Here is a 22,276-nt window from a genome sequence, read left to right as displayed (position 1 = left end):
AACGCTACGGTAAATTCCGTATTAGGATAAGGGCGCGGCAACCATTTGCAAACGCTTGCCCACTAGCTGCTGCATCAAGCATTTAGGGGAAGTCGATGCCGCGCCGTTTGATCCTGGCGACAACCGCCGCCAGTGCCGTGTGCATAGCCGTTCCGGCCGTCGCACAGGTACAGCTGGATCGGGCCGACCCGACGATCGCCGAACAGGTGCTTCCGAAGCCCAATGATAATCCTCGGCCCACCACTGAGCCGTTCACCGTGGCGCCTACTGTCGGCACGCCGCGCCTGCGCTCGCCAATGTCTACGCCTGGTGCGATCGTGGTATCTGGCAATACGGCGGTTGCAACGGCCGCATTCGCGCCTGCGTTGGTGCCGTTTCTGGGGCGGCAGCTCACAGGCGAAGATCTCACTCAGCTCGCAAGCGCCGTTGCGACGGTGGCTCGTCAGGCGGGCTATCCGTTTGCGAACGCTTCTATCGAGCCGCAGTCGATGTCAGACGGCATTCTGCGCGTGTCGCTGGATGAAGGGCGCATCGCCGCCGTTCGCGTGGTCGGCGCAGTCAACCCGCTTGCTGACCGACTGCTGACGGACGCGCTGGTAACGGAGGAACCGGTCCGTCGTACCACCCTCGAGCGCGCGATCCTGCTCGTGGGTGATGTTGCCGGGGTCACCATAAAGGAGAGCCGGTTTGTAAGGCAGGACGGCTTTGGCATTCTGCTAGTTACCATCGAACAGGATCGCGCCAGCGCATATGTCCAACTCGACAATCGCGGCAGCGCCGAGATCGGGCCGATCCGCGCCACGATGCTCGCCAATTTCAGGGGCATTGCCCAGGCAGGCGACGAACTGCGCCTGATCGCTGCGACGACACCCGTCCACCCCGGTGAATTCGCCTTTCTTCGCGCTGCCTATGCCGCGCCGGTTGACCTGCACGGAAGTACGCTGTCGGTCTCCGGATCGATCGGCCGCGCCAATCCAGGCGGCTGGCTCAAGCCGCTCGATGTCATTGGTGACAGCGTGGATGTCGCGGTCGCCTATACAAGGCCGCTGGAGCGCAGCCGGGCGCGGAGCCTCTGGGCCGGGGTGGAGTTGCGAGCGCTGCGCACAAACCAGACATTGCTGGGCAGCACCTTGCGGGACGACCGGATCGCCACGATCACCGGCTCAATCAACGGCGTGGTGCGACTCGGACCGGGAGTCCTGACCGGCGAGATCGCGATGGTCGGCGGATTGCCGCTTCAGGGCGTCACCCATGTGGGGGATGCGCGGACGTCTCGCGTCGATGGAGACGCACGGTTCATGACATGGGGCTACACGGTGGACTGGACCACCCGTCTGAAGGGACCGTTCGTGCTGGCCCTGGCCTCCACGGGGCAACTCGCCTCGCGGCCGCTGCTCGCCACCACCGAAATTGGCGTCGGCGGTCCGGCGTTCGGACGCGCCTATGACTATGCCGAGCGGACCGGCGATCAGGGCATCCTCGGCTCCGCCGAACTGCGTGCGGATCTTGGCCATGTCGAGGGAGCGATCGACCGCGTGCTACTCTACGGCTTCGTCGACGGCGGCTATGTCGATAATTTGCGCGGTGGTGCTGGCGGCGGCTCGCTGCTCTCGACGGGCACCGGCGCTCGGCTCGGACATGGCGCGCTGGACGGGATGGTTGAGATCGCCTTTCCGCTCAACGCGGATCGGTTCGACACTGGCACGCGGCGCCCGCGGGTGTCCTTCCGCGTAGCGCGGCGGTTCTGACCCATGCGTCTGGATCGCCGCCCTTCATCCTGGATCACGCTGGCGCTGATCGTCGCGCTGGGTATCGCGATGATGACGAGCCGAACGGGCGACGCGATCGATCGCGGGCTGATGCCGTTGCGCTTTGCTGCAGTGGATCGATCGGCGAGCGGCACCATCGTGATGGTCGAAATGGATGCCGAGAGCGCCGCTGCCATTCGGCGCTGGCCATGGTCGCGGACGCATTACGCCATGGTGGTTGATCATTTGCGGAAGGCGGGTGCAGCCTCGATCGTGTTCGACGTCGATTTCTCGTCGGCTTCTGATGCGGCCGGCGACCAGCTCTTTGCCAACGCGCTGGCGCGGGCGCCGGGGCTGGTCGCACTGCCGACCTTCAGCCAGAATGCGAGCAGCAGTGATCGCCGATCGATCGACGCCTTGCCGATCCCAATACTGCGCGATCATGTCGCGCTGGCATCGGTCAGTATTCGTCCTAGCGAAGATGGGCAGGTCCGCGATATGCCGCTGGCAACGGTGACCGAGGGACAGCCGCGCCCGTCGCTTTCGGCATACATCGCAGCCCGGTCCGGCGTGGTCGACCAGCAGTTTCCGATTGATATGTCGATCGATCCGGCGACCATCCCGCGAATGAGCTTCGTCGATGTTCGCAATGGGCTGTTCGACCCCGCATTGGTCAAAGGCCGGAATATCCTAATTGGCGCCACTGCGATCGAAATGGGTGACCGTTACGGTACGCCTCGCTGGGGGGTGGTTCCCGGCGTAGTAGTTCAGGCGCTGGCGGCGGAGACGCTGTTGCGTGGGACACCACGCTATGGCTCTCGCTCGGCCATGCTGATGCTTGGAGCACTAATCGCCGCAGCAATGCTTCGGTGCCGTTCCGCCATGTCGAGTATCGTGATCGGCGCGATCGCGGGGATCGCGATCGTCATCGGGGTTCTGGTCGCGCAATATCATACGCTCATCGTTATGCCGTTGGCGACGGCTCTAATGATGATCTTCGGGGCCGCCGTTACGTGCGGCGTTCGCGACGTCCTGCGCCGTTTCCATGACCAGCGATTGAGTGACGAGGCGACCGGCCTCGCCAACGCGCGAGCGCTGCTGCGGCAGGCAAGCGGACAGGATATGGTTGTCCTCGCCGCGGCGCAGATCGGCAATTACGATGCCCTGCGCGCGGTGTTGGGCGAACGCGCCATCGGCGATGTCGTGATCCGCATCAGCGAAAGGCTGGCTCTGGCCGGCGAGCGTCGGGCGGTTTACCGCGCCACCGATCACCAACTCGTCTTCCTGCTGGGGGTCGAACAGGCGATTGACGACACGCTTCACGGCCTGCGCGCCTTGCTCCTCCAGCCAGTCGAGGTCAGTGGTCGCCGCGTCGACGTCGCGCTCACGATTGGCGTTGCTACGGGCGTTCGAGCGAATTTAGAACGGCTGCTCGCCGGGGCCACGCTCGCCGCTGATGAAGCACGTGCCGGCGATAGCTTCTGGCGCCGTGCCGAGATGGACACGGACAGCTTGGATCGATCAATCTCGTTAATGGGTGAACTGGACGAGGCGATCGCCGCAGGTCATGTCCAGGTCTTCTACCAACCCAAGTACGACCTGCGTCGCCATCAGATCACCAGCGTCGAGGCGCTGGTGCGTTGGCGCCATCCGGTGCGCGGTTTTATCGGGCCGGACCTGTTCATTCCGGTTGCGGAGAAGTCCAACCGCATCGCACCGCTGACGCTGCATGTGCTGGCGCAGGTGCTTCATGACCTCTCGGCGTGGCGGATCGACCACCCGCATGTTACCGCCGCGGTCAACATCTCTGCGAAGCTATTGTCCGATGCGGCCTTCAACGGCGCGGTAGAACGGCTCGTCGCCAGCGCCAGTGTTCCCACCGCCGCCATCGTATTCGAGGTGACCGAGTCGGCTGCGATGTCGGACGCCAGCGCGGCCATAGCTTCACTCAATCGGTATCGTGAACTGGGGATCGCGATATCGATGGACGATTACGGCACCGGTCAGTCGACGCTCACGTACCTGCGGGAGTTGCCGATAAGCGAGCTCAAGATCGATCGCACCTTCGTGCAGTTTGCCCATTCCAACCATGACGATGGCATCCTGGTTCGCTCAACGATTGAACTCGCCCATCAACTCGGCCTGAAAGTGGTTGCGGAAGGTGTGGAGGAAGAAGCGTGTCTGACGTTCCTTACAGCTTGCGGATGTGATCTGATACAGGGTTATTTCATCAGCAAGCCTCTGCCTCTGGCAGACTTAAGGATGTTGCTCGATGAAGGTATGCAGCGAGCGGCATAGGGCAGGTTGGGGCTCCGTCAAACCAAATGCACCAGCTGGTAATTGGGTGATGGTGGGATAGGGCGGGGGGCATGCCACGCCCGCGCAAGCCAACTTCGCCGTTCCGCTACTTCAACTCGTCACCCGAGGTGATCCGGCTGGTGGTGCTGATGTACGTGCGCTACCCTCTTAGCCTGCGTAACGTAGAGGACCTGCTGTTCGAGCGCGGCATCGACATCTGCCATGAGACGGTGCGGCTTTGGTGGAACAGGTTCGGTCCGATGTTCGCCGGCGACATCCGCCGTCAACGGGTAAGCCGCATGCGCGGGTTCCGGCACTGGCGCTGGCACCTGGATGAGGTGTACGTGAAGCTGAACGGCGAGATGGTCTACCTCCGGCGAGCGGTAGATCACCAAGGCGCTCGAGAGCTACGTCACCAGAACCCGTGACAAGGCAGCGGCGCTCACCTTCATGAAGAAGGCGCTCAAGCGCCATGGCAGCCCTGAGGCAGTCACCACCGATGGCCTTCGCAGCTACCGTGCCGCGATGAATGAGCTCGGCAATGCCGAGAAGCAGGAGGTAGGCCGCTAGGCGAACAACCGGGTGGAGAACAGCCACCTGCCGTTCCGACGACGAGAGCGGGCGATGCTGAGGTTCAGGCAGATGAAGACGCTACAAAAGTTCGCCTCTGTCCACGCCAACGTCCACAACCACTTCAGTCTGGAGCGCCACCTTACTGATCGCAAGACCTACAAGGAACGACGCTCTGCCGCCCTGGCAGAGTGGCAGATCCTCGCGAGCTAGGCTGCTAGCCTTAAAGACCAAGGTGCATCGTGTGGAGAGCGGTTCGCTTTAGACTGACAGCACCGCCACAGTTTTACGCACACCGTCTTGCAGAGAAGGTTTTCGGCTGGAAGCCTGCGCTATTTCGCGCGTCATTCTCCACCCCAGATCCAGCCAGTACGGTTCGCCGGATGGCTTCGAAATTATCGTCATGCGACCACAGCGACGCCCGGGCGTTCATCGGCCGACACGGCTGTGGATAGGAGATGATGATGACCGAGCCTGAGGCCAGCGAGCCGACCATCGAAAGCTTCGCCGATCTGCCGATCCAGCCAACCGGCTCCGGGGTCGCCGATCTGGAAATCGCCTATGAGCAGATGAAGTTGGCCGACGAGGCGGGTGCGGGAGGGGACATGGCATCGGTAGGCGGGGCGGACGACCCGCGCGCCCTGGCGGCCGTGCCAACCGAGATCAGCGACGACGCTGTCGAGAGTTCAGCTCATCCGAGCTGATGCGCTCGGCTGAAGGGCACCGCGCTTGAACAGGTCTCGTAGCCTCCGCGCGACAGGGATGTCTGCCGGCGCCAGCTCTAGCGACAGGAGGTCGCTGGCCGGCACCCAGCGCGCGTCATCATGAACGCTCAAGCGGAAGCCATCCGAGGTGAGCGTGACGATCACGGCGATGAGGTTGATTGCGCCACCGGAATAGGTGTGGCGATGCTCCATCAGAATACCGCCGGCCGTGCAGTCGACCGACAGCTCCTCGGCAATCTCGCGGACAATACAGGTCTGTGGGGTTTCCCCGGGCTCGAGCTTGCCGCCAGGAAACTCCCACAGGCCCGCCATCTTCTGGCCCGGCGCCCGCCGGGTCACCAGCACCCGATCTCCGCGGCAGGCAATGGCCGCAGCGACGTTCTGGACGGGGTACATGGCGGCGGCGTTCACAGCTTGCCGATATGGACGGGATGCACGCGCGCAGAAAGCCGGTCCGGTGTCGCTGCTTACGCGACCGGCTCGGCCGCCTTGCGCTTCTGCGGCGTCTTGGTCGGTGCTTGAGCAGGTGCCTCCTCCGGCGTTGCCGCCCTGGGCTTGCGGCCGAGGCCGATCTTCACCGCCATCGCACGTCGCGCTTCGCCGTAAGCTTGCGCCACCATGGGGTAATCCGCCTTCAGCCCATATCGCTCGCGATACTCGTCCGGGGTCAGACCGTTGGTGGAGAGATGGCGCTTCAGCGTCTTGTACGTCTTGCCGTCGATCATCGAGACGATGTGATCGGGCGAGGCGAGTGACTTCCGAACGGACACGGCCGGCGTGTATTCCGGGCCGCCAACCGGCTCCGCGATGGCCTGGCTGGTCCCCGACAGCTGCTGGACGGTCTCGTACATCTTGATGAGAAAGGCCGGCACGTCATCGCCGTTGACGCGATTGTTCGGGTTGGCAAGCCAGGCGGCGGTAAGCTCGGCTGCCAGCATCACCAGATCTGGCTTGTTGTCTGTCTCAGTCATTCATGACCCCTGCACCACTGTAGAAGACAGCATCTGAGTACAGCAGCACCGGCGCCGATCAATGGTCGTCCAATAACTTTTCAACAGTCGACAGCAGCGCATCTACGACGGCGCTGATCGCCTTGCTGTTCGGATGCATTCGATCGGCCAGCACCATCGCCGGATGACCCAGTACACCATCCGGAAAGAACGGTGCGGTCACGGCGCTATGGAGCGCCGCAAGCTCCTGATGGATGCCGATATAGGCAGCGGCCCGGTCGCGCAGCAGCGCTGGCGGCTCGACCGTCGTCAGTAGCACCGGTATCTCGCAGCGGCCGAGTTCGAGCAGGATCGCCTCCAGACTGGCGCGCACGACAGATGGCGGCACCTGTCGCAGCACGTCGTTCGGCCCGACCTGAACAATGGCGAGCGAAGGACGAGCGGGGAGGCGCGACAGCAGAGCCGGCAATCGCTTCAGCACGCCGGCAGCCGTATCGCCCGAGACGCCGGCGTTCATCACCCGAGCGTCGGGGAACGTCGCGCGGAGACGACGTTCGAGCTGAGCGGTGAAGCTATCCGCCTGAGTAAGGCCGTAGCCCGCGACAAGGCTGTCGCCGATCGCGAGGATCACAGGATGAGGTCTGGTCATGGTTGGCTGAAAGATAGGTGACCGTGCCGCGTGCAGAAGACGTGGAGGCTCTGCCCAGGTCGGCACACTGGCGAGCTGCTGCCGCGGCATCAGGTCAGGTCCCCTGTGCTCAGCTTTGTCCTCGTGGCTCAGGCGAAACCGTTGCGAGACGCACGACTGGCAGCGGGGGACACAAGCCTGGATTTGGCCTGGCTGGTGACGGTTTCGGCCGCCGATCGCAGGCCCTCCATCACGGGCGGCTGCTTGCCTAGGGCGCAATCGCGGTCGTCGGGCATCTGACATTCGAGGAGCAGGACACCACAAGGATGTTTCGGCTCGGCCAATGTGGTAAACAGGCCGCGCGCGCTGTCGATCCATGCTCCACCAGCAGCAGCGACCGCGCCGGAGTTATCAATGACGTGGTATGAGAAACTGCTGCTCGTCGCGGCGATGGTCGTGTTCATGGAGTGTTTCGCGTGGGCGACGCACAAATATGTCATGCACGGCTGGGGATGGGGCTGGCACCGTTCACACCATGAGCCGCATGACGGCGCCCTTGAGAAGAACGATCTCTATGCCGTGACCTTCGCGGCGATCGTCATCGGACTGTTCGTGGTCGGCATCTACCTGGAACCGGTCTGGTGGATTGCGTTCGGCATCACCGTTTACGGCGCGATCTACGCCTTTGTACATGACATGCTCGTCCATCAGCGGTTCGGCATGCGGTGGGTGCCACGACGCGGCTATTTCAAACGGCTCCACCAGGCGCATCGGCTGCACCATGCCGTCAAGGGCAAGGATGGCGGCGTCAGCTTCGGCTTCCTGTTCGCTCCTGACCCCGTCAAGCTGAAGCGCCGGCTGGGCGAAAGAGCAAGCCGGTGAGTTCCGGCGGGCAACGCATAGCAGATGCCAGGCGCGGCCCCCTGATCGCAGTACTGATCGGGGGTGCGTGGCTGGGCGTTCACATCGGCGGCATCTTCTTTTGGCAATGGAACAGCGTGACGATCCCGCTGGCGGGGTTGATCGTCCTGCTGCAGGCGTGGCTCAGCACCGGGCTGTTCATCGTTGCGCATGACTGCATGCACGGATCATTGGCGCCGGGTCGGCCGAGTTTGAACACCGTGGTGGGAACGCTGTGCCTGGGCGCCTATGCCGGGCTATCCTATGGAGCGCTGCTGCCCAAGCATCACGCGCATCATGCTGCCCCCGGCACACCAGAAGATCCCGACTTCCATGCCGGCGCACCCAGGCGCGCGCTGCCCTGGTTCGTGTCCTTCTTCCGCAACTACTACACCCACGGGCAGCTGGTGCGGATCACGTTGGCGGCTGTCGTCTACCTGATCCTCGGCGCCTCGCTTCTCAACATCGTCGTGTTCTGGGCGCTACCGGCTCTCCTGGCATTGGCGCAGCTGTTCGTGTTCGGCACGTATCTGCCACATCGTCACGACAGCCGGCCCTTTGCCGACCGACACAATGCCCGCAGCAACACGCTGCGACCGGCACTGTCCCTCCTGACCTGCTTTCACTTCGGTGCCTATCATCACGAACACCATCTCAGCCCCGGCACACCGTGGTGGCGGCTGCCGGCGTTCAGGCGCGAGAAGCTGAGACAGTAATCGCAGTGTCAGCGGGCCAAGTCCGCGGTCGTGGCGGTTGCGCTGCGATGGTGCCACCGATCGGCTATATCCTGGACTTGTGCCTGGAGGCGCTGTCGCCGGTGGCTTCGGGTAGCCGGCCGACGTGCATTTCGTCTTCGTCGCGCTGGTAAACGACAGACGGCAGACAATGATGACGCGCCACCCCGCCACGCACCGCTTGCGCTCGCGATGATATCGATGTCAAACGGTGAGGGAGAAGTCGGCGAGGAGAAGGTGCGACATGGTCGGGACGAGGGACACTGGTCGGGACGATGCGGCTCCGGCGCAATCCGGCGAGCCAAGCCTCGCGGATGTGCCCGCGCTGCGTATCGGGATGGCCGAGCAGGGCCGGTCGCTCCCGGCGCCTCGGGTGGACGCGCGGTCCTATGTTGCCGACGACGTGCCGCTGCGGCTCTATCGCCCGGTCGAGCGACCGGGTGGCCCGGAGGCGCCTTTGCCGCTGCTCGTATTTCTGCACGGGGGCGGGTGGCTGCTCGGTGACCTGGACACGCACGATGCGCCGTGTCGATGGCTGTGCGCGAAGGCCGGGTGCGCGGTGCTGGCTGTGGGCTATCGCCTCGCGCCGGAGCACCCGTTTCCGGCCGCGCTGGATGACACGATGACGGCATTCCGCTGGGCAAGGGCCAATGCGGCCGCGCTCGGGTGCGATCCGCGGCAGGTCGCCATCGGTGGGGAGAGCGCGGGCGCGAACCTCGCCGCGGCGATGACGCTCGTCGTGCGGGACGGTGGTGAGGCGCCACCGGTGTTCCAGCTGCTCGTGCATCCGCCGACGGACCTGCGCATGCAGCAGCCGAGCTTCGACGAGGTATCGCTGCCCGGCCTCAGTCGGTCGTTCCTCGCCGACTGCATCGGCGCCTATGCGGGCGCGGCATCGCTGGACGACGCGCGTCTGTCGCCCCTCAGGGCCGATGACCTGTCCGGCCTGCCACCCGCCATCGTCATCACCGTGGAGAACGATCCGCTTCGCGACGATGGCGAGCAATATGGCCTGGCGCTCGCCCGCGCCGGCAACGATGTGAGAATGCAGCGCCTGCCCGGTCTGCCCCATGGCTTCATGTTCCTGCCGGCCACCCAGCCCAAGGTAGCCGCCGCGTTCCGCTTGCTCGGTTCGCGTGTGGCACGGTACTTCCACGCGCTGTGACAGGGCGAACGCACTTTCAGCCGGGCACGGCGGCTCGACCTACGATGGCCACGATCGCCGAGTTGGCGGGGGTATCGAAGATCACGGTGTCGCGCGCGTTGAGCGGCAGCGAGGCGGTTCGCCCCGAACTGCGGGAGAAGATCGCCGCGATCGCGCGCGAGGCCGGCTATCGCATGAACGTGGCGGCGCGCGCGCTCCGCACGCGACGCAGCCGGACGGTCGCGCTGGTGATCGAGCGCCTCGTCGCCGGCGACCGGCCGATCTCCGACCCGCTCGTCCTGGCGATCATCGGCGGCCTGCTCGAAACCCTCACGCCCGCCGGCCAGGCGATGCTCGTCACTTCGAGCGATCACTTCCTCGACAGTCAGGTGGTCGATGCCGACGGCATCGTCATGCTCGGACAGGGCGTGGGTGCGGAGCGGGCGCGGATCATCGCCGCCCAGGGCCTGCCCATGGTCGCCTGGGGAGAACGTCTTCCCAACAGCGATCTGGTCGTGATCGGCAGCGACAACCGTCTGGGTGGCCAACTTGGCGCACGGCATCTCATCGACACGGGGCGACGCCGGCTGGCGTTCCTGGGCAACGTCGACCATCCCGAGGTCGCCGCCCGGCTGGAGGGGGTGCGGGACATCGTGGCGACGACTCCGGCGATGATCGCCGCCGTCGTCCCGTGCGATTTCTCCCGCGTGGACGGTACCGCTGCGATCCGCGCGCTGCTGGCGGACGGCGTGCAATTCGACGCCGTCGTCGCGGCCAGCGATTTCATCGCGGCGGGCGCATGCGACGCCCTGCTGGAAGCCGGACGTCGCGTGCCGGCCGATGTCTCGGTCATGGGCTTCGACGATATCGCCGTCGCGGCGAACAACCGGCCACCTCTCACCTCGATCCGTCAGGACTGGTCGCGGGCGGGCCGCCTGCTGGGCGAATCGGTGCTGGCGCTCATCGGGCAGCCGGAGAGCTACACCCCGCCGGACCTGCTGCCGGTCGAGCTGGTCGTCCGCGAGAGCACGACGGTGGCGGCCTAGTTGCGAAGCCGCCTCACTTTCGGTGGAGGTGCCGCCCGAAGTGGCCGGCCATGATCTGATAGACCTCCTTCGACTCGGGCAGGAGCGTGTCGACGTGATGCGCGTGCCACATGCCGTCGAAGAGGAAGAACCGCGCATCGACACCAGCGGCGACTAGGCGGCGATGCATCACCGACGCGCTGCTAGCGGCGAAGTCGCGTGTGCCGGTGACGAGCAGCGATGGCGGGAACGACGCGAGTATCGCCGGATGCTCGCCCGGAAAGACGAGGGGGTCGGCGGGATCGGTGCCGGCGAAATAGGGCAGGTCGTGCATGCGCTGGATGTCCGCCGCCGCGGGCGAGCCGTTCAGCTGCGCGGCCACGGACAGCGAGTCGCCGCCGACCTCCATGCCTGATCCATGCAGCAGCGCGATGGCTGCGGGGAGGGGGCGGCCTTCGGTGACGAGGCGCGCGACGACCTGTGCGGTAAGGTAGGCACCGGCAGAGCAGCCGTAGATGCCGATCGGGCCGATATCGGCGTCGATCAGCGCGGCATAGACGGCAGCGGCGTCGTCCACCGCGTTCGGGAAAAGATATTCGGGAGCGAGTCGGTAGTCGACGGCGAGGACGCGCATGCCCGTCGCCGCGGCGACCGGAACCGCCTCCAGCACCGCACCGGCACCTGCGCCCCACAGGAACGCGCCGCCGTGCAGGCAGATCAGGACGCCGTCCGGACATGGCTGCGCCGGGACGACCTCGTGCACCAGAACCCCGGCGATCTCCCGCGACGTGACCGTCATGGGATGATCGCGCAGAGCGCCTGCCAGCCGCGCCGTGTTGATCGCGTCATAATAGCCGCGGCGCTCTTCGAGGTCGGCGGGCGCACAGGACGGAGCACGCACCTCTTCGTCGAAGAACGTGCGGGAGGTGGGGCTGACCCACCGCGCGTGTTCAGGCGGACATGCCATCCAGAAACCCCTGCTATCGATCACATTGGTTAGCATGCCGAGCCGCGCCATGCCTGCCAACCCCACAAATGTCGTTGTTGACATCGATATCATTACGCGAGAAAAGAGCGATAGGAAAGCCGCTGCTAAACGCGGACGTTTGGAGGATGCTGATGAGGTCACTATTTTTCATGACGGCCAGCGCCGTCGCGATCGCACTCATCGATCCTGCCGCTGCGCAGGACGCTCCGGCGGACGCGACCGCAACGGCGACGCCCGCTGCGTCGGAGCAGGCCGAGGACGTCTCGTCGACCCTCGGCGACATCGTGGTGACCGCCCGCCGGCGCGAGGAGCGGCTGCAGGACGTTCCGCTTTCGGTGACCGCGTTCTCGCCCGAGAAGCTGGCGGACGCGCGGATCGTCAATCGCACCGACCTGGCCAATTTCACGCCGTCGCTCATCAGCATCACCGGGGGCTATCCGGGTGAGTTCGCGTTCTTCGCCTTGCGGGGTCAGGGGCCGGCCTTCGGGTCGGTGCCGGGCGTCGTCAACTATTTCGCGGAGGTGCCGGCGCTGGTCGGGATCGACGGTCGGGTCGGCACCTTCTACGATCTCGCCAACGTGCAGGTCCTGGCGGGGCCGCAGGGCACGCTGTTCGGCAAGAACGCCACGGGCGGCAACATCCTGTTCGAACCGGCGCGTCCGACCAACCGGCAGGAAGGTTACGTCCAGCTCGAATACGGCAACCTGCGCGACGTCCGCGCGGAGTTCGCCGTCAACCTGCCGATCGTCGACGACAGGGTGCTGCTGCGGGTCGCCGGCGAAATCGGCCGCCGCGACGGCTACACCAAGGACGTGGGGCCGTTCTTCCGCGGCAAGGACTATGACAATCTCGGCTACCAGAGCATCCGGGCCAGCCTGACGCTGCGCCCCGTCGACGGCGTCGAGCTCTACACCGTCGCGCGCTATCACCACTCGGACAATAACGGGCCGGGTACGGTCCTTCAGCAGCTCGATCCCGCGCTCGGCGCCCCGGCCGCGCCTGCCGCGCTGTTCCTCCCCGGCTTCGGCAGCGCCCTTTCCAACCAGCAGAGCTACGGGCCGCGTCGCGTCGCCTACGACATCGACGAGTTCGCGCGGACCGATTACTGGCAGGTCGTCAACCACGCGACCGTGTCGCTCGGCGATGCGCTGACGCTCAAGAACATCGCCAGCTATTCCGAGCTGACCTACCGCTACGGCTATGATTACGACGCAACACCGCTGTCGATCAGCGGCCAGACGAGTGCGACCGGTGCACCGACGCAGGCGCCGACCTATTTCACCGAGGAGCTGCAGCTGCAGGGGCGGCTGTGGCAGGATGCGGTCAATTTCAGCGTCGGTGGCTATTACGACCGATCCGGCCTGCGTCGCGACCAGGGTCTGTTCGTCATCCAGTTTCCGCTGACGGCCGTGGTCGGTCCGGTGCCGGCGATCGTCAACAATCGTGCCCGCAGCCACGCGGTGTTCGGCCAGGCGACGATCGATCTCGGCAAGGCGGGGCTGTTGCCGGGGCTGAGCGTGACCGGCGGCCTGCGGCATACGTGGGACGAGACGTCGAACTACACGCAGATCTTCGTGTTGCCGGCGACCAGCGGCACGGGCAAGTTCGACTATACCAGCTACAACGCGTCGGTGGATTATGCCTTTGCAGACGGTGTCCACGCCTATGTGACGGCGCGGGACGCGTTCAAGGCGGGCGGCGTCAACGGACCGGTCCCGACCGACTCCCCTTTCCGCACCTTCCCGCCCGAGAAGCTGGAGGATGTCGAGATCGGCCTGAAGAGCCAGCTGCGCATCGCCGGGGTGCCGACGCGCTTCAACGTCGCGGCCTATCGCGGGATCTACACGAACATCCAGCGCACGACGCAGGAGGCGATCGGCGGCACGATCCTGAACGTGACGCGCACCGCCGCCCGCGGGCGTATCCAGGGCGTGGAGGTCACCGCAGCGGTCGAGCCGGTCCGGGGGCTGGCGCTGAACGGCAGCTATTCCTACACCGACGCCAAATATACGCAGGTGACCGATGCCTCGGCAGGCGCGATCCTGCAGGGTGCCGCCTTCCCCTACACGCCCAAGCACAAGGTGACGCTGGGTGCGAATTACCGCCAGGATCTGGGCGCCGCCGGCACGCTCGCCCTGTCCACCAACTGGGCGTACCAGAGCCGCTTCTCGACCGCACAGAACAATCTGGCGCGCGTTCCCTATCTGCCGTCCTACGACACGCTTGCGGTGCGCGCGGGGCTGCAGGGGATCGGCGGCAGCAATCTCGACTTCACGCTGTTCATGGCGAATGCGACCGACAACACCTTCGCGACCGGGTTGCAGGACCTCTACAATGTCGGCGGTGGCACCGTGACCTATACGTACGGCGAGCCGAGAACCTACGGGGCGCAGCTCCGCTTCCACTGGTAGGCGGTCATGTCGGCGCTCCTCGCGCAGAGCCCGTCCGACGGGTACCTCCTGCCGGGCTTTCGCAGCGCGGCCATGCCGGACATGCTGGTCGGCCGCGGCGCGATGGAGGTGGCGTCACCCGCCGACCTGTTCGGACCGCTGTTGGTAGAGGTGCAGCTCGGACGCCTGTTCGCGGACGGCAAGACCTTCGTCGATGCCGTACCCGTTCGGGAACCGGGACAGATCCGGGATGCCTTCGCCTTCCTCCCCGCGGACGAGGCGTCGCTGCGCGGCTTCGTGGCGGAGAACTTCACGCTTCCCGCTCCCGCACGGGTTCATGGGGCGCATGGGGAGCGCGACCTCAGGCGCTATCTCCGATCGACATGGGCGGACCTCTGCCGCGAGACCGTGACGCCGAACGCCGGTGGATCCCTGCTGCCGGTCGCGGGCGTGCATCCGGTGCCCGGCGGCCGCTTCGCCGAACTCTATTACTGGGACAGCTATTTCACGATGCTGGGCCTGATAAGGGACGGCTTCGAACAGGTCGCCGCCAGCACCGTGGACGCGTTCGCCGAACTGCTGGAAACCTATGGCCGCATCCCCAACGGAACGCGCAGCTACTATCTCAGCCGGTCGCAACCGCCGATCTATTTCGCGATGCTCGGCCTGGTACCCGATGCGAGGCCGGCCACACGGCGCCGGCGGCTCGATGCGCTGCTGATCGAGCATGCGTTCTGGATGGATGGTGCCGCCGATACCGGTCCGGGGGAGAGTGCGAAGCGAGCCGTGCGGATGCCGGACGGCGCGGTCCTGAACCGTTACTGGGACGATCGCGCCACGCCCCGCGACGAATCCTACTGGGAGGACTTCCGCACGGCGGACCAGTCGGGTCGATCGCCCGGCGAGGTCTATCGCGCACTGCGGGCCGGCGCCGAAAGCGGCTGGGACTTCTCCTCGCGCTGGTTCGCCGAGGGTGAGGGGCTGGAGAGCATCCGCACCACCCAGGTCGTGCCGGTCGACCTCAACGCCTGCCTGTATGGCATGGAGCGGACGATCGCGGAGGTGGCCGACGGCCTGTGCGACGACGCGGTCGCGAGGCGGTTCGACGGACTGGCACGGCGGCGCCGCGCGGCGATTCACCATTGGCTCTGGCACGATGCCGGCTATTTCTGCGACTTCGACACCGACACCGGAGAGAGGCGTGCGCAACTCACGGCCGCTACGCTGATGCCGCTGTTCACCGGGGTCGCGACCCGGATGCAGGCGACGCGCGTGGCGCGCGTCACGGCGGACAGCCTCCTTGCTGCGGGTGGATTGCGCACCACCCTGATCGAGACGGGCGAGCAGTGGGATTGGCCGAACGGCTGGGCGCCCTTGCAGTGGATCGCCTTTGCCGGCCTCCGCCGGTACGGCCATCGCCGCCTCGCCCATGCCATCGCCGCCCGCTGGGTCGGGACGGTGGATGCCGAGTTCCGGCGGAGCGGCTGGATCCACGAGAAATACGATGTGGAGCGCGGCACGGGCGGCGGCGGCGGCGAATACGTGCCCCAGATCGGCTTCGGCTGGACGAACGGCGTCACCGTCTCGTTCATGGACCTGCTGGGGATCGGCTCGGGCGAAGGGCCTGCCCGTTTCCCGGCGCAGATGGCGGAGACGGACCGGTGACGCGCGATAGTGCAGCGTACCGCGCCCGCGTGATGACCGCCGAACAGGCGGTCGCGCTCATCCCCGACGGAGCGCGCATCTGCATGGCACTCGGCGTGGCCCAGCCGCCCGCAATCCTGGCAGCGCTCGCGGCGCGGGCCGCGGCAGGAGAGATCGAGGGCGCGAGCCTCTATTATCTGCTGTCGACGTCGGTGGCGGGGCACACGGTGCTGCGGCGCGACCTGCGTCACCGGCTGCGGCCGATAAGCCTGTTCCACAGCGCCGTCGAGCGCGCGATCGACGTGGAGGCGGCCGCGATCGGCGATCGGGATGTCGACCTGATCCCCGTCGCCTTCAGCCGCGTGCCGCGCATGCTGCGCGACGAGGTCGGCGTCGACACGCTGGTCACGCAGGTGGCGCCGCCCGACGAGAATGGCGACTTCAGCCTGGGCACGAACGTCGATTATGCGCACGGCGCGGCACGGTCGTGCGCGCGGGTGATCGTCGAGGTGAACCGCCACATGCCGCGCACCGGCGGCAACGGCACGATCCCCTTGTCGGCGGTGACGGCCATCGTCGAGCATGACCGGCCCCTGCCGGAAATCCCATCGGCGGCGCGCAGACCGGAGGACGAGGCGATCGGGGCCATCATCGCGGGCCTGATCGACGACGGCGCCTGCCTGCAGATGGGGATCGGCGCGGTGCCGGAGGCCGTCTGCGCGGCGCTGCACGCGCACCGTCACCTCGGCATCCATTCGGAGTTGATGACGCCCGGCCTCGCCGCGCTGATGCAGGCGGGTATCGTCGACAACAGCCGCAAGGTGAACCACCCTGGTCAGACGATCTTCACCTTCGCGATGGGCGACCGGCAATTCTATGAATTTCTCGACGGCAATCCGGACGTCGCGGCCCATCCGGTCGATTACGTCAACGACGTCGCCGTGATCGCGCGCAATCCGAACATGGTCTCGGTCAACGCCACGCTGGAAGTCGACCTGCACGGCGCGTGCAATTCGGAAGGCATGAACGGGCGTCAGTACAGCGCGGCCGGCGGGCAGCTGGACTTCGTGCGGGGCGCCTCCGCGTCCGTCGGGGGCAAGTCGATCATCGCCTGTCACGCGACGGCGGCGCGGGGCACCGTCTCGCGCATCGTGCCGCGCCTGTCCGGCCCCGTCACGACGCCCAGGAACGACGTCCATATCGTCGTGACCGAGTTCGGTGCAGCCGACCTGCGCGGCAAGTCCCTGACCCAGCGGGGTGAGGCACTGATCGCGATCGCCCACCCCAGGTTCCGGGACGAACTGACCGCGCAGCTATACGCCCGCAGGAGCGGTCTATGACCACGTCGTCGTCGCTGCCGGATATCGGGTCCGCCGTCATCGCGCCGCCCGGAACGCCGCGGGCGGGGCTCTCCGTCAGGATATCGGGGCTCTACCTGGCGCTCTATCTCCACTTCGGCTTCTTCACCTTTCTGCCGCTATGGCTCGCTGCAACGGGCGCCCCGCCCGGTGAGATCGGCATGCTGATGGCGATCCCGCTCATGCTGCGGCTGGTGACGGTGGCTCCGTTCTCGGCATGGGCCGGTCGGACCGGGCGCGTGCGCAACGCGATCACCGTGACCGCGCTTGGCTCGGCGGCGCTGATAACGCTGCTGCTTGGCCAGCCGGATCACCTCGGGCGCATCCTCATCGTCATCGCCTTTTCGATCACCTGGGACCAGATACCGGTGCTGACCGATGCCTATGCGGTCATGGCCGTCCGGCGCGACGGGCTCGACTTCGGACGGCTTCGCGTCTGGGGATCGATCGGCGCCGTGGTGTCGAGCGCGGCCGCCGGCTGGGTATTCGACCTGACCGGTATCGCCGCGCTGCCGTGGCTGGTCGCCGCACTCCTCCTTCTGCCGGCGATCGTCGCGCTTCTCCTGCCGTCGGACCGGCGCACAGCCGACGTGGCCGCGTCCGCGGCAGGAAACTGGCGCCAGGTGGTCGGCGATCGGACGCTGATGCGCCTCATCGTCGCGGCGGCGCTGGTGATGGCCAGCCACGGTGTGCTGACCAGCTTCGGAGCCATCCAGTGGAGCGGGCGCGGCATTTCGACGGGAACGATCGGCGTGATCCAGGCCGTCGCGGTCAGCGCCGAGATCGTCGCCTTCTGGTTCGGATCGAAGCTGCTGGGGCAAAGGGATCCGGGCGTGATGATCTGGATGGCGGGTTGCGTCGCCATTCTGCGCTGGCTGGTGATGGCGGGCGATCCGCCGGCCGCGGTCCTCCTTGTCGTGCAGCTTATGCAGGGCGTCACGGCGACCGGCGCGATCCTCGGTACGATGCTGGTGATCGCAAAGCGCGTACCACTGGTCTCGAGCGCGGCGGCGCAGGGCCTGAACGCGGTCCTTCTCGGGCTCGCGCTGGCGATGACGACCGCGGGCTCGGGGCTGCTGTGGCAGCGAGGGGCAGCCACGGCCTATCTTGCCATGGCTGCGCTTGCGGTGCTTGCCGTGGCGCTCGCCTGGCCACGCACCTTCCGGCGGGATGACGAGGCGGCGTCCGCCACGGTGCCCGGCCGTTCGACCGCATTCCCGGAAAGGAGCTGAAGCGATGCCCTCCAAGATCCGATACCTGATCCACAAGGCCGTCATGGCGGCGATGGTCGCGGCGGTGGCCAAGGGGGCCGCGACCGCGCAGACGCCGTCGCCGGGCTCCAGGAACCTGGCCAGGTGGGAGCTGCCGAACACGCTCAGTCCAGAGGGACGTGCCATGGCGGCGGCGCTTGCCGCGGCTCCGATACCCGATCCCGCGCCTCCGCTAGAGGCGCAAAGACGGTTCGTCGCCGACCTGCAGGCGGGCATGGGCGGGGAGCTGGCCAAGCGCTACGACGTCCGGGTCGAGCAGTCGACGATCGCCGGCGTGCCCGTGCGGATCCTCTATCCCAAGGGCGTGAAGGCGCTGGGCAAGGGGCCGATCCTCCTTAACCTGCATGGCGGAGGATTTCAGGCCGATTCGGGATCGCTTACCGAAACCATCCCGATCGCCGCGCTCACCGGCATCCCCGTGGTCGCGGTGCTGTACCGCCTGGCGCCCGAACATCCCTATCCGGCCGCACTGGACGACGCGCTCGCTGTCTACCAGGCGCTCGAGAAGGATCACACGGCGTCGCGCATCGCCGTCTACGGAACGTCCGCCGGTGCTGCGCTGAGCGGGCAGCTCATGGCGCGGCTCACCGCGATGAAGCGGCCGATGCCCGCAGCCATGGGCTATTTCTCGGGCAGCGCGGATCTTAGCACCAGTGGCGATTCCGAATCCTGGATGCCACTTCCGGGCGGCGCCAGGACGATGACAGAGAGCGTTGCCGGCTATGTCGGCAAGACGCCCGTCGATGATCCGATCCTGTCGCCGCTGATGGGCGACATCTCGCATTTCCCGCCGACCCTGCTGGTCACCAGCACGCGCGACATCCTGCTGAGCCCGACATCGATCTTCGCCCGCAAGCTGATGGAGCAGGGGGTCGATGCGCGGCTCGTGGTGTTCGACGGTCTGCCGCACGCGTTTTGGGCCTATATGGCGATCCCGGAAACCGATCAGGCCAATGCCCTGATGGCACGCTTCCTGAAGGCCAGGCTCGAGAAGACGGCGGGACGCTGACGATGTACTCGGGCATCTCCGATTTGAGGCGCTGGAGCTTTCCGGCGGTGATCGAGGAGCAGGCCGAGGCGCAGGGCGACCGCGTCGCGGTAACCATGACGACGACCGGCGAACGGCTGACCTATCGCGAGCTGCGCGATGATGCGGCCCGTGTCGCCGGGATGCTGGCTGCCGCTGGTGCGGCGGCCGGCGACCGGATCGCCGTGATGCTGCCGAACGGCCTCGACTTCCTGCGGGCCTGGGCCGGCATCGCTCGCCTGTCGGCGACGGCGGTGATCCTCAATGCCGAGCTGACCGGGTCCTTTCTCGCCCATCCGCTCAGCGACGCGGCGCCGTCGATCCTGATCGTCGACGCGCGCTACTGGCCCCGGCTGGCGGACCTCGACGCAGCCACCGCCAGCCTGCGGACGATCTTCGTCGTCGGCGATCATGTCCCCGGCACCAGCGCGTTCGACGCCTGGCGGGCGGCCGAGCCGTCGTCTGCACCGTTGCCGCGTGCCGACGACATCGCGTGCATCATGTACACCTCCGGCACCACAGGTGCGCCCAAGGGCGTCCTGATGCCGCACGCCCACTGCTTCCTCTTCGGTCTCGGCGTGGTCGAGAATGCGGGCGTGACCGCGGACGACATCTATTATGTCTGCCTGCCGCTATCGCACGCGAACGGCCTGCTGATGCAGATCGGCGCGGTTCTGATCGCGGGAGCGAGCGCGATGCTGCGCGAGCGCTTCTCCGCTGCCGGCTGGCTGCCCGACCTCATCCGATCCGGCGCGACGCTGACGAACGCGCTCGGCGCGATCAGCGCGTTCGTTCAGGCGCAGCCACCTGGTGAGCGCGATCGCGACCACCGGCTTCGCCTGCTCATCGCCGCGCCGAACCTGCCGGACCATGATCGCTGCTGGCGCGAGCGCTTCGGCATCGCGGACGTGTTGAGCGGGTACGGCATGACCGAGACCAATATCGCGCTCTATGGCCGTCGCGGCGAGCCGCGTCCGGGGACCTGCGGCGGCGTGTACCCGCGGTTCGAGGTCCGGATCGCCGATCCCGAGACCGACATTCCCGTCGCAACGGGCGAGGTCGGCGAGATCATGGTCCGCCCTTGCGTTCCCGGCGGCTTCATGGCCGGCTACCTCAATCTGCCGGGCAAGACCGTGGAGGCATGGCGGAACCTGTGGTTCCACACCGGCGACGCCGGCCGGATCGACGCCGACGGCCATGTCACCTTCGTCGACCGGATCAAGGACTGCATCCGCCGCCGGGGCGAGAACATCTCGGCCACCGATATCGAAGCTGCGCTGGAGGACTTTCCCGGCATCGATCAGATCGCCGCCTATGCCGTGCCTTCCGACATCCCCGGGGGTGAGGACGAGATCATGTGCGCCATCGTGGCCTCCGCCGGCGCTGCGATCGATACGGCCGCGCTTGCCGCCCATGCTGCATCCCGCATGCCCCGCTTTGCCCAGCCACGCTTCATCGAGTTCATGCCCGCGTTGCCGCGAACCGCCACGGAGAAGGTCCGGAGGGCCGATCTGCGCAAGCGTGGCGTGACATCGGCGACGCTGGACCTCGACGTCCGTTCGGAAAAGCGCGACACATGACGTCCGAGCCCCCGATCGGTTCATCCGTTGCTGCGGCGGCAACCGTTCGGGTTGCGTCACGCGATGGAACCACCGCCCAGATGTCGGCGGCTTGAGGGGAGGATCGGAATGGGCACAGCCCGTGTCGCCGGGGTCGGAATGATCCCGTTCACCAAGCCCGGCCAGAGCGCCGACTGGGACGTGATGGCCGAGCAGGCGGTCCGCCTGGCGCTCGCCGATGCGGGGCTGGAGTACGGCCAGGTCCAGCAGGCTTTCGTCGGCTATGTCTACGCCGATTCCACCGCCGGCCAGTCCGCGCTCTACCGCCTCGGCCTGACCGGCATCCCGATCGTCAACGTCAACAACAACTGCTCGACCGGCTCCACCGCGCTGTACCTGGCGAGGCAGATGGTCGAGGCGGGTGTGATCGACTGTGCGCTGGCCGTCGGGTTCGAGCAGATGGTACCGGGTGCGCTCGGCATGGTCTTCGCCGATCGCAAGCGTACGCTCGACATGGCGCTGGTCCGCCAGGGACAATTGCAGGCCCATGACGACCAGTCCCCCTTCGCCGCGCAGCAGTTCGGCGGTGCCGGGCTGGAGCATCAGGCACGCTACGGCACGAGCGACGAAGCCTTCGCGCTCATCAGCGTGAAGGCGCGCCGCCACGCCGCACACAATCCGATGGCCTTGTTCCGCACGACGATCGACCTTGCGGAGGTCATGGCCGCGAAGCGCCTTTACGGACCGATCACCCGCCTCCAGGCGTGTCCCCCCACCTGTGGCGCCGCGGCGGCGATCCTGGTGTCGCCGGCCTTCGCGGCACGGCACGGCATCGATGCCGGGGTGGAGATCGTGGCACAGGCGCTTACCACCGACCTGCCCGGCACGTTCGAGGACGGCGGCATGATGCGTGTCGTCGGCCATGATATGACGCGAGAGGCCGCCCGGCAGGTCTATGAGGCGGCCGGGATCGGGCCGGAGGACATCCAGGCCGTCGAACTCCATGACTGCTTCACGCCCAACGAGCTGATCTCCTACGAGGCGCTGGGGCTGACACCTGAGGGCACGGCCGAGCAGTACATCCGCGATGGGCAGAACACCTATGGCGGCAAGCACGTCACCAACCCTTCGGGCGGCCTGCTGTCGAAGGGGCACCCCCTGGGAGCGACGGGCCTCGCGCAATGTTTCGAACTGATCCACCAGCTGCGTGGAAGCGCAGGCGCGCGTCAGGTCGACGGCATGCGGTTCGGCTTGCAGCACAATATCGGGCTTGGCGGCGCATGCGTGGTGACGCTGTACGGGCGGGCGGCCTGATGA

At 66.6% G+C, this 22,276-nt stretch carries 19 protein-coding genes and 1 pseudogene; 15 read left to right on the top strand and 5 right to left on the bottom strand.

The window, feature by feature from the left end:
* The first annotated feature begins 95 nt into the window (after positions 1–95).
* From Q5H91_RS07295 to Q5H91_RS07270, 4 genes and pseudogenes are all read left to right on the top strand, one after another.
* Positions 96–1,748 (top strand): ShlB/FhaC/HecB family hemolysin secretion/activation protein, encoded by a 1,653-nt coding sequence (locus Q5H91_RS07295; RefSeq protein WP_305172687.1) that lies wholly within the window; start codon positions 96–98, stop codon positions 1,746–1,748.
* A gap of 3 nt (positions 1,749–1,751) precedes the next feature.
* Positions 1,752–4,046 (top strand): EAL domain-containing protein, encoded by a 2,295-nt coding sequence (locus Q5H91_RS07290; RefSeq protein ID WP_305172685.1) that lies wholly within the window; start codon positions 1,752–1,754, stop codon positions 4,044–4,046.
* Between the two features lie 71 nt (positions 4,047–4,117).
* Positions 4,118–4,829, top strand: a pseudogene (locus Q5H91_RS16545) (IS6 family transposase).
* Positions 4,830–5,074: 245 nt separating this feature from the next.
* Positions 5,075–5,320: a hypothetical protein gene (locus Q5H91_RS07270; protein ID WP_305172677.1), complete on the top strand. Its 246-nt coding sequence runs from the start codon at positions 5,075–5,077 to the stop codon at positions 5,318–5,320.
* Here Q5H91_RS07270 and Q5H91_RS07265 read toward each other — a convergent pair.
* From Q5H91_RS07265 to Q5H91_RS07250, 4 genes are all read right to left on the bottom strand, one after another.
* Positions 5,303–5,752, bottom strand: a complete 450-nt coding sequence (locus Q5H91_RS07265) for a (deoxy)nucleoside triphosphate pyrophosphohydrolase (RefSeq protein WP_305172675.1) — start codon at positions 5,750–5,752, stop codon at positions 5,303–5,305. The genes Q5H91_RS07270 and Q5H91_RS07265 overlap by 18 nt on opposite strands.
* Before the next feature lie 56 nt (positions 5,753–5,808).
* A complete protein-coding gene (locus tag Q5H91_RS07260) occupies positions 5,809–6,312 on the bottom strand; it encodes a Ros/MucR family transcriptional regulator (protein WP_305172673.1) in 504 nt (167 codons plus the stop codon).
* Positions 6,313–6,370: 58 nt separating this feature from the next.
* Positions 6,371–6,940, bottom strand: coding sequence for a GDSL-type esterase/lipase family protein (locus Q5H91_RS07255; protein WP_305172671.1), 570 nt, complete (start codon positions 6,938–6,940; stop codon positions 6,371–6,373).
* A gap of 128 nt (positions 6,941–7,068) precedes the next feature.
* Positions 7,069–7,383, bottom strand: a complete 315-nt coding sequence (locus Q5H91_RS07250) for a hypothetical protein (protein WP_305172853.1) — start codon at positions 7,381–7,383, stop codon at positions 7,069–7,071.
* On the opposite strand from Q5H91_RS07250, the gene Q5H91_RS07245 reads away from it, so the two are divergent.
* The 4 genes from Q5H91_RS07245 to Q5H91_RS07230 all read left to right on the top strand — a co-directional run bounded on the left by Q5H91_RS07245 (position 7,334) and on the right by Q5H91_RS07230 (position 10,743).
* The gene (locus tag Q5H91_RS07245; protein ID WP_305172669.1) at positions 7,334–7,801 is read left to right on the top strand and encodes a sterol desaturase family protein; all 468 of its coding nucleotides are present in this window, start codon (positions 7,334–7,336) and stop codon (positions 7,799–7,801) included. The two genes, Q5H91_RS07250 and Q5H91_RS07245, sit on opposite strands and share 50 nt — an antisense overlap.
* Positions 7,802–7,917: 116 nt before the next feature.
* On the top strand, positions 7,918–8,535 hold the full coding sequence (locus Q5H91_RS07240) for a fatty acid desaturase (protein ID WP_305172667.1): 618 nt from the start codon (positions 7,918–7,920) through the stop codon (positions 8,533–8,535).
* 262 nt (positions 8,536–8,797) lie between these two features.
* The gene (locus tag Q5H91_RS07235; RefSeq protein WP_305172665.1) at positions 8,798–9,718 is read left to right on the top strand and encodes an alpha/beta hydrolase; all 921 of its coding nucleotides are present in this window, start codon (positions 8,798–8,800) and stop codon (positions 9,716–9,718) included.
* A 44-nt stretch (positions 9,719–9,762) separates the two neighbouring features.
* Entirely contained in the window at positions 9,763–10,743 is a 981-nt protein-coding gene (locus Q5H91_RS07230) for a substrate-binding domain-containing protein (protein ID WP_305172663.1), read from the top strand.
* Between the two features lie 13 nt (positions 10,744–10,756).
* Here the strand turns inward: Q5H91_RS07230 and Q5H91_RS07225 are convergent, their stop codons facing one another.
* Positions 10,757–11,689 (bottom strand): alpha/beta hydrolase fold domain-containing protein, encoded by a 933-nt coding sequence (locus tag Q5H91_RS07225; protein WP_305172661.1) that lies wholly within the window; start codon positions 11,687–11,689, stop codon positions 10,757–10,759.
* 152 nt (positions 11,690–11,841) lie between these two features.
* Here Q5H91_RS07225 and Q5H91_RS07220 point away from each other — a divergent pair, with 152 nt between their 5' ends.
* The 7 genes from Q5H91_RS07220 (at position 11,842) to Q5H91_RS07190 (ending at position 22,273) form a co-directional block, all read left to right on the top strand.
* Positions 11,842–14,121 (top strand): TonB-dependent receptor, encoded by a 2,280-nt coding sequence (locus Q5H91_RS07220; protein ID WP_305172658.1) that lies wholly within the window; start codon positions 11,842–11,844, stop codon positions 14,119–14,121.
* 6 nt (positions 14,122–14,127) lie between these two features.
* Entirely contained in the window at positions 14,128–15,765 is a 1,638-nt protein-coding gene (gene treF, locus Q5H91_RS07215; protein WP_305172656.1) for an alpha,alpha-trehalase TreF, read from the top strand.
* On the top strand, positions 15,762–17,084 hold the full coding sequence (locus tag Q5H91_RS07210; protein ID WP_370655240.1) for an acetyl-CoA hydrolase/transferase family protein: 1,323 nt from the start codon (positions 15,762–15,764) through the stop codon (positions 17,082–17,084). Before treF ends, Q5H91_RS07210 begins: the two co-directional genes overlap by 4 nt.
* The gene (locus tag Q5H91_RS07205; protein WP_305172654.1) at positions 17,081–18,334 is read left to right on the top strand and encodes an MFS transporter; all 1,254 of its coding nucleotides are present in this window, start codon (positions 17,081–17,083) and stop codon (positions 18,332–18,334) included. Before Q5H91_RS07210 ends, Q5H91_RS07205 begins: the two co-directional genes overlap by 4 nt.
* 4 nt (positions 18,335–18,338) lie before the next feature.
* Positions 18,339–19,382, top strand: a complete 1,044-nt coding sequence (locus Q5H91_RS07200; RefSeq protein WP_305172652.1) for an alpha/beta hydrolase — start codon at positions 18,339–18,341, stop codon at positions 19,380–19,382.
* 2 nt (positions 19,383–19,384) lie between these two features.
* Positions 19,385–20,980, top strand: coding sequence for an AMP-binding protein (locus tag Q5H91_RS07195; RefSeq protein ID WP_305172650.1), 1,596 nt, complete (start codon positions 19,385–19,387; stop codon positions 20,978–20,980).
* A 108-nt stretch (positions 20,981–21,088) separates the two neighbouring features.
* Positions 21,089–22,273 carry a lipid-transfer protein gene (locus tag Q5H91_RS07190; protein WP_305172648.1) on the top strand — a complete coding sequence of 395 codons (1,185 nt, stop codon included), beginning with the start codon at positions 21,089–21,091 and terminating at the stop codon, positions 22,271–22,273.
* The last annotated feature ends 3 nt before the right edge of the window (positions 22,274–22,276 follow it).

It is taken from the genome of Sphingomonas aurea (assembly GCF_030678875.1).
Taxonomy (GTDB): Bacteria; Pseudomonadota; Alphaproteobacteria; order Sphingomonadales; family Sphingomonadaceae; genus Sphingomonas; species Sphingomonas aurea.
This window is presented reverse-complemented; position numbering and strand designations above follow the sequence as displayed.